12 protein-coding genes are annotated in these 12,242 nt (G+C 43.6%); 1 reads left to right on the top strand and 11 read right to left on the bottom strand.

The annotated features are described in order from the left end of the window. The 3 genes from EAI83_RS16415 to EAI83_RS16400 form a co-directional block, all read right to left on the bottom strand. Nucleotides 1–140, bottom strand: a 140-nt coding sequence (locus EAI83_RS16415) for a transposase (RefSeq protein WP_192925806.1), incomplete at its 3' end; no start/stop codon positions are given. 271 nt (nucleotides 141–411) lie between these two features. Next, entirely contained in the window at nucleotides 412–684 is a 273-nt protein-coding gene (locus tag EAI83_RS16405; protein ID WP_118512776.1) for a hypothetical protein, read from the bottom strand. A 145-nt stretch (nucleotides 685–829) separates the two neighbouring features. Further along, the gene (locus EAI83_RS16400) at nucleotides 830–1,318 is read right to left on the bottom strand and encodes a DUF1648 domain-containing protein (RefSeq protein WP_059086644.1); all 489 of its coding nucleotides are present in this window, start codon (nucleotides 1,316–1,318) and stop codon (nucleotides 830–832) included. Between the two features lie 213 nt (nucleotides 1,319–1,531). Here EAI83_RS16400 and EAI83_RS16395 point away from each other — a divergent pair, with 213 nt between their 5' ends. Continuing rightward, complete coding sequence (locus EAI83_RS16395) at nucleotides 1,532–2,914, top strand: NCS2 family permease (protein WP_015526334.1); 1,383 nt, start codon at nucleotides 1,532–1,534, stop codon at nucleotides 2,912–2,914. Between the two features lie 63 nt (nucleotides 2,915–2,977). On the opposite strand, the gene EAI83_RS16390 is transcribed toward EAI83_RS16395, so the two are convergent. From EAI83_RS16390 to EAI83_RS16355, 8 genes are all read right to left on the bottom strand, one after another. Continuing rightward, the gene (locus tag EAI83_RS16390; RefSeq protein ID WP_015526335.1) at nucleotides 2,978–3,832 is read right to left on the bottom strand and encodes a YitT family protein; all 855 of its coding nucleotides are present in this window, start codon (nucleotides 3,830–3,832) and stop codon (nucleotides 2,978–2,980) included. Continuing rightward, nucleotides 3,829–4,182, bottom strand: coding sequence for an arsenate reductase family protein (locus EAI83_RS16385; protein ID WP_015526336.1), 354 nt, complete (start codon nucleotides 4,180–4,182; stop codon nucleotides 3,829–3,831). Before EAI83_RS16385 ends, EAI83_RS16390 begins: the two co-directional genes overlap by 4 nt. 108 nt (nucleotides 4,183–4,290) lie before the next feature. After that, on the bottom strand, nucleotides 4,291–5,061 hold the full coding sequence (locus EAI83_RS16380; RefSeq protein ID WP_129976192.1) for a zf-HC2 domain-containing protein: 771 nt from the start codon (nucleotides 5,059–5,061) through the stop codon (nucleotides 4,291–4,293). After that, on the bottom strand, nucleotides 5,058–5,543 hold the full coding sequence (locus EAI83_RS16375; protein WP_129976190.1) for an RNA polymerase sigma factor: 486 nt from the start codon (nucleotides 5,541–5,543) through the stop codon (nucleotides 5,058–5,060). The genes EAI83_RS16380 and EAI83_RS16375 overlap by 4 nt, the downstream gene beginning before the upstream one ends. A 197-nt stretch (nucleotides 5,544–5,740) precedes the next feature. Then, a complete protein-coding gene (locus EAI83_RS16370; RefSeq protein WP_129976188.1) occupies nucleotides 5,741–7,411 on the bottom strand; it encodes a sensor domain-containing diguanylate cyclase in 1,671 nt (556 codons plus the stop codon). Nucleotides 7,412–7,592: 181 nt separating this feature from the next. Continuing rightward, nucleotides 7,593–9,020, bottom strand: coding sequence for a glycoside hydrolase family 1 protein (locus tag EAI83_RS16365; RefSeq protein WP_059086639.1), 1,428 nt, complete (start codon nucleotides 9,018–9,020; stop codon nucleotides 7,593–7,595). Nucleotides 9,021–9,090: 70 nt separating this feature from the next. Further along, nucleotides 9,091–10,977 (bottom strand): beta-glucoside-specific PTS transporter subunit IIABC, encoded by a 1,887-nt coding sequence (locus EAI83_RS16360; RefSeq protein ID WP_021650624.1) that lies wholly within the window; start codon nucleotides 10,975–10,977, stop codon nucleotides 9,091–9,093. A 123-nt stretch (nucleotides 10,978–11,100) separates the two neighbouring features. Then, nucleotides 11,101–11,916, bottom strand: coding sequence for a PRD domain-containing protein (locus tag EAI83_RS16355; RefSeq protein ID WP_243113538.1), 816 nt, complete (start codon nucleotides 11,914–11,916; stop codon nucleotides 11,101–11,103). Nucleotides 11,917–12,242 lie beyond the last annotated feature (326 nt).

Here is a 12,242-nt window from a genome sequence, read left to right as displayed (position 1 = left end):
GCAGCATACTCTGTGAGCAGCTCCTTCAGCCGGACGTCCACACCGTTAATTAATACTTTTCGTCTATACTTTGGACACCATACTACATGGTATTTACAGGAATAGACGACATTGTTGTTTGATTTATATGTTGTGTTCATATTTGTATTATACTATGGTTTATCAGTTAATACAATTACTATTTTGTCCATCTTCAATTACTTGCATAAATTACGATCAGAGTAATCACTACCGTAATAACAATACTGTTTAAAAGAAACGGATAAAATTAAAGTGTGCGTTCATATTGATGTAGTTATCAATGATGAATTTCTGCGGAAGGAGATGATGCTCCAGAGCCATGATCTCCTGATTTTCCTTAAAGGATGAAGCTTCTGATCCGCCAGCACTGGCACAGCTCCGGGATTTCCGTTACAAACCCTCCCGATACACGCTGTTGATCGTAGCCTGGGCGTGCTCCAGCTCTTTTTTCCGGATGATGGCTTCCCGGTCACTTAAGATCGCCAGCATCTCATCGATCACATCCTCCACTCTAGGACTTGTCACCCTGTATAAATACCCCAGCATCCGTGTAGCTGTGTAATCGGTATTCATATGTTTATAGGCAATTTCCCGGCACAGCTCATCGGGATAGCCCTTATCCTGAAGCGCTCTGTAAAGCTCATCTGTTCTTGTATCTGCCATATGTTCCTGAGATTCCTTTCCTGTTTTTATTATAATTTCGCCAAGCGGATATTCGCGATCCGCTTTCGCTGGTTCCATCCATATTCAGTACAATAAATCGAACATTTCCCTTCCACTCTTCTGCATGATCACAAACGCAACCGCTTCACGATTTATCATCCTCATCCATGCCAGTTTCTTTACCAGCCTTATATATCCCCCGGATCCCCAGGATCAATGTCACGAAAATCCCTGTGATCAGTATCCACACCGGCCACATAGGTGCCGTTCCCAGATTCCCGCTGATCCCGGCATCAAGACATACTCCAATGGATAACAGCTTGATCACAGACATCATTTTTGACGCAATCTCAAAGATATGCTCTCTGTTTTCCTCTGTCACCTCAACCGGATAATTCCACCACTGTGGAAATCTCTGACAGAACATCAGAAGTGCCAGGATCAGCAGCCCCAAAATCGGCTCCAGAAGAAGGCTGCCCTTCTTCCCATACCGGTCCGGGATCCCATGCGCATTAAAATGGATCGGCACCCTCTCCGGCAGATTTCCCCAGGTGGCCACAAGATACATCACGTACCCAAGGATCATCAGAAAGCAAAGCACATCTGTAATATTCCGCAGTTTTTTCTCAGACATTATCCATCCCCCTTTCATTGCAAAATAAACCCGTCTGTAAATCGAATACTCTCTTTTCTGTATTTTACACACAAATTACCTGCTTGTAAAAGTATTTTGCAAAAAATTACCTTACATAACAATATCTGTTAAGCACTAACGATTGCATACGAAATTTTTATATGATAAAATAGACATGTTGTCCAAAAACATATTTAAGAAAGGGAAAGAAATATGTTAGAAAAAATCTTCAAGCTGTCCGCAAATAAAACGGACGCCAAAACAGAAGTTCTGGCAGGTATCACCACCTTCATGACAATGGCGTATATCCTGGCAGTTAACCCGAACATCCTGTCCGCAACCGGCATGGATTCCGGAGCTGTATTCACAGCTACCGCACTGGCAGCCTTCCTGGGAACATTGCTGATGGCAATCTTCGCCAACTACCCGTTCGCACTGGCACCCGGAATGGGTCTGAACGCATACTTTGCCTATACAGTTGTTATCGGTATGGGATACAGCTGGCAGTATGCACTGACCGCAGTTTTTGCAGAAGGTATCGTATTTATCGTTCTTTCACTTACCAATGTACGTGAAGCGATCTTCAATGCGATCCCTCTGAACCTGAAATCCGCAGTCAGCGTTGGTATCGGTCTTTTCATCGCATTTGTAGGATTACAGAATGCCAATATCGTGATCGGCGGCTCCACTCTGCTGCAGCTTTTCTCTGTAGATGGCTACAACGCAGCCAAGGGTGTAGAGGCTTCCTTCAACAATGTGGGAATCACCGTTATCCTGGCTCTGATCGGTATCATCGTAACTGGAATCCTGGTTGTTAAGAATGTAAAGGGAAACATCCTCTGGGGTATCCTGATCACATGGGGACTTGGAATCATCTGTCAGTTCGCCGGACTTTATGTTCCGAACCCGGAGATCGGCTTCTACAGCCTGCTCCCGGATTTCAGCAACGGACTCTCCATCCCGAGCCTTGCTCCGATCTTTGCGAAGCTGCAGTTTGACGGAGTTTTCTCACTGGATTTCCTTGTTATCCTGTTTGCATTTTTATTTGTAGATCTTTTTGATACTCTTGGAACTCTCGTTGGTGTCTCTTCTAAAGCAGGCATGCTGGATGAAAATGGCAAGCTTCCTAACATCAAGGGCGCACTTCTTGCAGATGCAGTTGCAACAACTGCCGGTGCAGTTCTTGGTACATCCACAACCACTACCTTCGTAGAAAGTGCTTCCGGTGTATCCGAAGGCGGAAGAACCGGACTTACCGCAGTGACAACTGCCATCTTATTTGGCCTGTCCCTGTTCCTGTCTCCGATCTTCCTGGCGATCCCGTCCTTTGCCACAGCTCCGGCTCTGGTGATCGTCGGATTGTACATGCTCAGCAATGTTATCAGCATTGATTTCAGCGATATGTCCGAGGCGATCCCATGTTATGTATGTATCATCGCAATGCCGTTCTTCTACAGCATTTCCGAAGGTATCTCCATGGGAATTATCACATACGTAGCCATCAACCTGATCACAGGTAAGGCAAAAGAAAAGAAGATCAGCGCTCTGATGTATGTACTGGCAGTGCTGTTTATCCTGAAATATATTTTCCTGTAAAATATGGCAAAAAAATTCCCGGGCGTTTTGTCCCGGGATTTTTTTTATTCCAGCAAAATATTCTTATTTCTTCGGCTGATACCGCATATTCGATACATTATAAACCGTGATAAACGCTTTCGGGTCCTCCTGGTTTATAAACTTCATCAGCTTCTGATATTCACCTTTATCTACGATGGTGATGATCTCACGGCGTTTTTCCATGTTATAGGCTCCGATGGCCTCATAAATCGTGGCTCCGCTGTGCAGGTCGTGAATGATAAACTGCCTCAGCTCCTCTTCCTTTTTCGTGATGATGCAGACACGCCGCTTGATATTATTGTCAAAAATAAAATGATCCAGAACGATTCCGTTAAAATACGTTCCCAGAATACTTAAGACCACCGTCTTTTTATCATACACAAGCGCCGCGGAAAGTGCCACGCACATACCGGAAAGAGACATGGCTTTTCCAAGTTCCATGTGGAGATACTTATTCATGATCTTCGCTACGATATCCAGTCCGCCTGAGGATGCATTCCTGTTAAAAAGAATGCTAAGTCCCACACTCACTACCAGAATATAACACAGAACATCCAGTTCCTGGCTGTCTGTCATGGAACCGAAATTTGGAAAAATGATCTCAAACAATCCCAGAAACAACGGCAGCATTACACTGGTATAAACCGTCTTAACTCCAAACTCTCTTCCACAGGTAAAAAATCCAATGATCAGCAATACCACATTCAGGATCATGGTAATCGCCGACAGCTGCAGCGGCACAAAATTGGAAAGCACGATTCCAAGACCGGAAATACTGCTGACCGACGTATGGCTTGGCACCAGAAAAAAATATACCGCTGCTGCGATGATCGCCACTGCCACGGTGAGGATCACGGTTTCCTTAACGATATCCGCATAATTCAGTTTCTTTTTCATGATTTCAGATACTCTTCCCATTCTTTTTCTTTAGCGCCCACCAGCACCTTGTCTTTCCCAACAAGGATTGGTCGTTTCACAAGCATCCCGTCTGTTGCAAGAAGCGCAAGCTGCTCTTCCTCACTCATCTCCGGAAGTTTATCTTTCAGTTTCATCTCTTTATAAATATTTCCACTGGTATTGAAGAAACGCTTCAGCGGAAGACCGCTTTTTTCCCACCAGGCTTTCAGTTCCTCTGCAGTTGGATTGTCCGTCTTAATATCACGCAACGTATATTCTGCGCCACTCTCATCCAGCCATTTCTGAGCCTTTTTGCAGGTACTGCATTTTGGATAGCATACAAATAACATCTTATGTCCCCCTGTTCTTCGGCAGTAAATACGTAAATTCACTGCTGTCTGTTTTTTTGCCTACAGCACAGAATTTTTATAGAACTTTTTCACTGTACTGTCCAGGTTTTATTTTAACATAGACGATGCGGTATTTCTATCCTCTTGTTCCGACCATATCAGCTTCGATTCCTGTTTCATCTCATCCACAATTTTCTCCGCTGCATCCAGATCTCCCTTTGCTTCCAGCTCTGTTAATTCCAGGCTCTTCTTTCCGGCCACCTCACTCATGTAATAAACTTCCTTCACCGTTTCCGGGGTGCTGTCGTCTTCCGGTGATACTTCCTCTGTCTTTTTGGAAAAATCCTGAAGCAGCATGTCATCGCCTTTCAGTTCCAGAGTTCCTGCATATGGCGCGTCAATGGCGTAGACGAACTCTGTTTTTCCATCTTCTGTGTACTGTACTTTCATTCGATTGATGAGATTATTGGAAGAATACAATCTATTATTTTTTACGTACATTCCGCTATTTTCCAGGGTCATGTATTTTTCGTTGAAATACCAGTGGTTGTAGCCTGCTGCCGCAGCGATAAGTGTCAGGATAACTGCCACTGCTGCTGTCAGCACTCTGCGTATTATTAATTTTTTCCGGATTTTTTTCAGCGCGGCTGCGCTTCCGATATTTTCCGTTTCACCAGCTCTGTGTCGTGCTCCGGAGGCTGCAGATGGTCTCATTTGAGCCTGCTCTTTTCCCTGCTCCTCTTTCATAATCTCCAACATTTTTCTGCATTCCTTACAAGCTTCCATATGCTCTTTTACCAACGCCTGACTGTCTTCACTTAAAATGCCGTCCACATAAGATGGCATCAGATCCTGTATTACATCACATGTGATCCTCATTGCTCCAGCTCCTCTCTGATCTTTACTCTTGCACGGTAATAAGTCACCCTCGCCCAGTTTTCACTTTTTCCCAAAAGCATTCCAATCTCACGGAAGGTCAGCTCTCCGAGGGTCCGCAGGGAAAAAACTTCTTTGTACGGTTCCGAAAGTCTATGCAGAACCTTGTGGATTTCCATAGCCTGGCTCCGCTGCGCCAGCTTTTCCTCCAGAAGCTCTCCGCCAGCGTTTTCTGTTTTTTCCAGCTTCTCATCCCCGAGAAGTTGCTTCTTCTGTTTTTTCAGATGATCGTACAACGTATTCTTTGCGATCTGGCAGAGCCACACACGCACATCACAGTCACCCCGGAACTGATCTATCTTTTCCAGAGCTTTACAAAATGTCTCCTGTGTCACTTCCTCAGCCAGCGATCCATCCTGTGAGATAGAACGGATATACCGATATACAATGTCAAAATATGTCCGGTAAAGTTCCTCTATGTTCATCGTTTTTTCTCTTTCCTCCCTTCTCACTTATAAGACGCACTGATCTCAAAAATGTTACAGAAAATTTTTCAAAATTTCGTCCGATATTTTTATTCCGGCGTTTCTTTTAGCACAAACGAAATGCCCGGTATAAAAATACCGGGCACAGCATTATCAGAATTTTCTTCTGACCTCCTCTTACACTCTGCTGCATACCTTCACATCGTTCCATGCTTTTCATAATATTTCTTTTTTTCCGCATACATAAGATCATCTGCTCTTCTCAGCATTGTCTCAAGCTCCGAAGAGCTTTCCTCCCAAACAACGCCAACAGAAACACTGATCCTTTTGGCAGCAATGCTATCACAGATATCCCGAACCTTACTCCGAAAAATCTTCTCATCCATATCAAAACAGATGAGTACAAATTCATCGCCACCTACCCGGTAAGCATTTTCCGGTAGAATCGCAAGCATGGAACGCGCTGTATTTATGATCAGCCTGTCTCCAGCCTCATGTCCGTAAAGATCATTCACCCGTTTCAGACCATTGATATCAATATATGCTACTCCTGTTTTTATCACTGTTTTTGCCTGCATGCCTTCCAGAACCTGAATATACCTGTTCCTGTTATACAAGGTCGTCAGCATATCACGGTAGCTCATGTACTGCAGACGCGCCTTACGCTCCTTGGCTTTCAGGCTGTCCGTTAAAAAGTACTGTATGGATGACAGCAGCGTATGATCCTCATAATGCAACCTCGGATTATCTACCCCGAGAAATCCTATGATCTTTCCGTCACTGTTTAAAGGAACGGCCAGCAGCCTGGTAATGTCCTGCATCTTCAGAGTCTCATAATACGGCTGCCCCTGCTCCTCCTCAATATCCGGAATATAATACAGACCATTTTTCCGGAAGCTGTCCATCCAGATATCCAGCATTTCCATGGGAACCTCCTGAAGATTATCCTTCTCAGCAGTCACTCCGTTCATGGCATACTCATAGGTATTTGTACAGACATTCCTCTTTTCATCGATCTGAACAATATAACTGCGGTCTCCGTCAAAATACCCACTGATAATACGCAGCAGATTGGAGATTGCCGCATCTTCATCTTCTCCTGATATCAGCTCAGCAATGCATTTATTCAGTATCGTTGCGATCTCAAGTCTTTCCTTTATCTTGCCCTCTCTGCTTATCAGCTGATACATTTCCTGATTCAGCTCCGTCATCGTCACGATAAACATAATGATCATGGAAATACCAACAGAAAAATCGATCAGCGACATTCCATACCTGAATGCCTGCACAGCTGCCGCCACTGCCGGAAGTACAATGCATGACAGCATAGAGAACAGGAGCTTCCTGCTGACTCTCTTTTTGTACTGGAGCAAAAGTGTAAAATCAATGAACATACCTGCTACCGGAAGAAGAATTGACATAATATATAACGGTGCCCGATGGTAATAATTATCCACATCTATGTAATAATACCAGTGAGTAAACTGCGAGATCACCACAAAAACAGCCCCTGCGGCAGCAATAACATATCCGGCTTTTACTCTTTTTAATGTTCTCCGCTCCCTCTTCGAAAACAGATAAACACACACATAAATGTGAAAACACAGCAGGACTACGTCACTTAAAAGGAATACGAGAAAACTCGAGATACGGACCATCACACTGCCCGGAACTCCGGGATATCCGTTGAAAATATACACCATGGCATCCATCAGCAATAACAGGGAAGCAAAACTCTCCATTAGGATAAGATACCGACGCTTTTCCCTGTCATAATTACTGCTCAGAAATATACATAATGCAGCTATGGCACAAAATACACATCCCCATATAAGTATCGCTACCTGCAGTACTTTTTCATCCGGCATAAAAAACACTCCTCACATTCGTCACTTACAATAAGTATTACACTTTACCGTGTAAAAGTCAACCTTCCAAAAAAATCCCGGAGTACATTGTCATACTCCAGGATTTTGTCGTCAACCGGATAAAAGCAACCGCATTCGCTACATAATTCTACACCAGATAACTGCTTCGCAGTTGATTCAGTTAAAGCTCTTCCCCGCAGGATTCAATCACTTTTTTGTACCAGTAAAAAGAATCTTTGCGGATTCTAGAAAAGTCTCCGGTCCCGTCATCATTTTTATTTACATAGATAAGACCATAACGCTTCTTGAATTCTCCAGTGGAGGCACTGACAAGATCTGTACAGCCCCAGCAGGTGTAGCCGATCAGATCTACTCCGTCATGGATTGCTTCCTTCATCTGCTCTATATGGCGGCGCATATATTCAATACGGTAATCATCGTGAATCTTTCCATCCTCTGTCAGCTGATCCACGGCCCCAAGACCATTTTCCACGATCATGATCGGAATCTGATAGCGGTCATAGATCTGGTTCAGAACATAGCGAAGACCAGTTGCATCGATCTGCCAGCCCCAGTCGGAAGCTTTCAGATATGGATTTTTCAGATTGTCACTTCCATTTCCGGCCGTTTTCTCTCCGTCCTTTGTCACGCTGACACAGCTACTGGAATAATAGCTGATGGTGAAAAAGTCCACCGTACCCTTCTTGAGGATCTCTTTATCCTCCTGAAGAACCTCCAGCTGGATTCCGTGCTCCTCAAAGTATCTCGCTGCAAATCCCGGATAATATCCTCTTACATGAACATCACCGGCAATGGAATTGTGGATCTGCCCAAACTGCTGTGCATATAAGATATCATCCGGATGGCAAGTATATGGATAACCATTGTGATAAGCAAGCATACAACCAAGCATAAACTCCGGATCGATCTCATGAGCCATGGAAACTGCAAGTGCACTTGCTACCAGCTGGTGATGCATTGCCTGATAACGGCTCTGCTCACATACATCCTTCGGGTCCAGCATTCCTGCACAGAATACCGCACCAAAGTCCTGCGTCAGCATATTGATCTCATTAAAAGTCAGCCAGTATTTTACCTTACCTTTATATCTCTCAAATAAAACCTTTGCAAATCGAAGATAGAAATCGATCATCTTACGATTTTTCCATCCGCCATACTCCAGAGAAAGATGAAGGGGATTCTCATAATGAGAGATCGTTATCAGCGGCTCAATGTTATATTTTCTCAGTTCGTCGATCACATTGTCGTAGAACTTAAGGCCTTCCTCATTTGGAGTTTCCTCATCCCCATTTGGGAACACTCTGGACCAAGAAATAGAAAAACGATATACCTTAAATCCCATCTCTGCAAAAAGAGCAATATCCTCTTTCCAGTGATGATAAAAATCAGTCGCCTGGTGATTGGGATAAAATTCTTCCGGTAACGGTGCCGGCGGTGTAAGACGACGTTCCTTATCCACACTTCCTCCTGTCAGGATATCTGCAATGGACGGGCCTCTGCCATCCTCATCCCAACCGCCTTCATACTGGTTTGCAGCGGTTGCTCCGCCCCAGAGAAAGTTTTCCGGCATACGGTTATAATTTTTCATATTTTAATTTTCTCCTTTTTACAAACATCAGGCGGATCTGTTATCTCCGCCTGATGTTTCGTTGTTATTCTTATACAATAGTCAGGAATTTATCTCCTGCATTTACAGCTGCATCTTCTTTTTCCATGCATACTGCTTTGATATAATCAGAAATATTGGTCACAACAACCGGTGTGATCAGATCATATCCTTCTTTCTTAATGGCATCCATATCGAATTCCACAAGAAGCTTTCCTTTTTTTACCTTATCTCCATCAGAAACATGGGATTTAAAATATTTACCATTTAAATTTACAGTATCAAGTCCGATGTGGATCAGAATTTCTGCTCCACTTTCTGTCACAAACATGATTCCATGTTTGCTGTCCATGATATTTGCCACCGTACCATCTGCCGGTGCATAAACCTTTCCTTCTGATGGAACGATTGCTGCTCCGTCACCTAAAACCTTATCCGCAAAAGTTTTATCCGGAACATCGGAAAGTGCTTTTACAGTTCCTGCTACCGGTGCACAAAGCTCGATCTTATCTACAAGCGGAGCGTTCTGCTGTGCCGGCTGTTTTTCTGTATCTGTGTTCTGTACTTCATCCTCTGTCTCAGCCTTTACATCCTCAAATCCGAAGATAAGCGTAAGAACAAAAGCAGCTACAAAAGATACCACGATCATAATGATTCCATAAATCAGATTGATTAATCCCTTCTCGCCGATAAACGCCGGGATCGCCATGATACAATTCTGTGCAATGTAAAGAGAAACCTGAAGAAGTCCTCCTACGATACCACCGATTCCGGCTGCGATAGAAGCTGCTACAACCGGTCTTTTCAGTTTCAGTGTAACACCATACAGAGCAGGCTCTGTGATACCCATAAGAGCGGAAACACCGGCTGCACTTGCCAGCTGTTTCATGTTGCTGTCCTTGGATCTTACAGCTACTGCAAGAGAAGCTCCGGACTGTGCAAGGTTAGAGCATACCTGAGATACAAAGATCAGCGTATCGGTACCACCGGTTGCAATGGCATTCAGTCCGATCGGTGTCAGCGCATGGTGCATACCGGTCATAACGATGAACGGGAAGGTTGCTGCAAGGATACCTACAATAATGAAACCAAGTTTTACGGACAGGAAGTTGATGGCTACCGCAAGTCCGTTACCAATAATTGTTCCGATCGGTCCAACTACGATCAGGGCGATCGGTGCACTGATCAGAATTACCAGTGTCGGGTTCAGGATCAGTTTTACCATTTTCGGTGTGATCTTATCAACCAGAATCTCAATATAATGTGTGATCCATACCATCAGGATAACCGGAATAACGGAATAAGAATAAGTTGCTTTTGTGATCGGCAGACCAAACAGTGTGATGGCCGCATCACCGGCTACCATAGTTACAAAGGTAGGGCTTAAGTAAACACCGGCAATAAACAGTGCCAGTGACTGGTTCACGCGGAAAACCTTGGCAGCATTTGCTGCGATCAGGAACGGCATGAAGTAGAAAGTAACATCTCCGATAAAACTGATCACCTGGTAGGTACTGCTTGTTTCTGATACCAGATGAAAAGTTGTCAGCAGGGTAAGTACAACTTTGATCATACCGGCTGCAGTCAGGGCAGGGATCATCGGGGTCATACATCCGGTGATGGCATCGATAACTTTTGAAACAACACTCTTTGAGCTGTCAGAGTTCGCTGCCGGTGCATCATCGGTAGGAACGCCTTTGTCTTCCAATGCCTTGTAAACAGCGTTTACTTCGTTTCCTGCGATAACCTGGAACTGATCTTCATGCCAGTTAACGCCGGAGATCTCAGAAAGCTTTAAGATCTCTTTCTCGTTGATCTTCGATCTGTCTTTCACATAGAAACGAAGCCTTGTCATGCAGTGGAACAGACGGGTGATATTATCTTTTCCGCCCAGCGCTGCAATCAGTGTGTCTGCAGTTTTTGCATAGTCCTTTTTCATTTGGGGACCTCCTTTAATAATAAATATTGAAATTTATATTAAAGGTCTTGCCTGAAAAGATACGCACATGGCACGTATTTCAGTAACAATCCATTAACACCTAATTTATAAAACAATCTCTTTTCACAGATTTTTCAGACGTTTATGGTCTTCTGTGATCTTCTGGATATGAATCGTCAGATACAGCATTTCATCCTCAGTCATAGCGTACTTATATTCCTCTTCCATCATAAGATAGATCATTTTTACACAGCCGTAAGCTTCTCTGTACTGCTCCTTGATGATCTTGAAAAGCTCCTGATTCTCATCATAGTGAAGCTCTTTATGAAGGAATCTCTGGGCAAAATATTTCAGATGCGTGAGAAACCGCTGATAATACAGATTATCCTCTTGAAATTCCATATTGTCATAATACTTCTCCACGATGTCCAGGATCTGATGTACGATAATGGAAATCTGATAGCTGTCCGTCTTGCCGCCATCTTCCGCATTCACAAAATGCAATGCAAAAAATCCTGCTTCGTCTGCAGAAAGATCTACCTCGAACATCTCATTTACCTTTTTCAGTAATTCCAAGCCGATCTCATATTCCTTATGATAAAGCTGCTTGATATCCAGAAGCAGCATATTCTGAAGGCGGATCCCGTTTTCAAGTCTGGAGATCGCACCCATGATATGGTCGCTAAGGGAAAAATAAATACTGTCATTTAATTTCATCCCCTCTTTTTCCTTCACTTCATTTACAAAAGCTTCCACAAAATCCAGATATTTTTCCGGAATAGCAGTCAGATAACCCTGTATCTCCTTGCTGATCTGGGCATTTTCCGCAGTAAAGATCTTCTCGATCCTGGACTCCTCCACTTGCTGTCCTTTCTTTTTCTGAAAGGCAATTCCGCAGCCCTTTACAATAACTTCATGTCCCTGTCCATCCCTGGACAGTATCAGATTATTAATTGAAATTTTATATCTAATTTTCGATTATCCGCATAAACACTATACTTTCAAGTATTTTGAAGTATAGAAAAAACTCATTTTACCACGAATTTACCACGATTGAATGAGCCTTGATATGACCTATAAAATAACACCCAAAAGACATCATTACACCTAAATGGTGTCTTTTTAAAAAGCAGTCAATCCTAAGACTAACTGCTTTGTGTGTATGGATATGAAATTGTCAAACTGGGATTGAACAAAATCGCTACGCGATGGCCTGCCGAGGCTGTGGCATAGCGATTTTCTGTTTTCTATAACAAAACAGTGGA

The organism is Blautia sp. aa_0143, assembly GCF_004167315.1.
Lineage (GTDB): Bacteria > Bacillota > Clostridia > Lachnospirales > Lachnospiraceae > Blautia_A > Blautia_A fusiformis.
The sequence above is the reverse complement of the archived record's forward strand: the minus strand, read 5'-3'. Positions and strand labels throughout refer to the sequence as shown.

What these genes read in the sequence shown, in the direction of transcription:
- EAI83_RS16405 (WP_118512776.1), bottom strand. Translation starts at nt 684, where the DNA reads ATGGCAGATACAAGAACAGATGAGCTTTACAGAGCGCTTCAGGATAAG.
- EAI83_RS16400 (WP_059086644.1), bottom strand. Translation starts at nt 1,318, where the DNA reads ATGTCTGAGAAAAAACTGCGGAATATTACAGATGTGCTTTGCTTTCTG.
- EAI83_RS16395 (WP_015526334.1), top strand. Translation starts at nt 1,532, where the DNA reads ATGTTAGAAAAAATCTTCAAGCTGTCCGCAAATAAAACGGACGCCAAA.
- EAI83_RS16390 (WP_015526335.1), bottom strand. Translation starts at nt 3,832, where the DNA reads ATGAAAAAGAAACTGAATTATGCGGATATCGTTAAGGAAACCGTGATC.
- EAI83_RS16385 (WP_015526336.1), bottom strand. Translation starts at nt 4,182, where the DNA reads ATGTTATTTGTATGCTATCCAAAATGCAGTACCTGCAAAAAGGCTCAG.
- EAI83_RS16380 (WP_129976192.1), bottom strand. Translation starts at nt 5,061, where the DNA reads ATGAGGATCACATGTGATGTAATACAGGATCTGATGCCATCTTATGTG.
- EAI83_RS16375 (WP_129976190.1), bottom strand. Translation starts at nt 5,543, where the DNA reads ATGAACATAGAGGAACTTTACCGGACATATTTTGACATTGTATATCGG.
- EAI83_RS16370 (WP_129976188.1), bottom strand. Translation starts at nt 7,411, where the DNA reads ATGCCGGATGAAAAAGTACTGCAGGTAGCGATACTTATATGGGGATGT.
- EAI83_RS16365 (WP_059086639.1), bottom strand. Translation starts at nt 9,020, where the DNA reads ATGAAAAATTATAACCGTATGCCGGAAAACTTTCTCTGGGGCGGAGCA.
- EAI83_RS16360 (WP_021650624.1), bottom strand. Translation starts at nt 10,977, where the DNA reads ATGAAAAAGGACTATGCAAAAACTGCAGACACACTGATTGCAGCGCTG.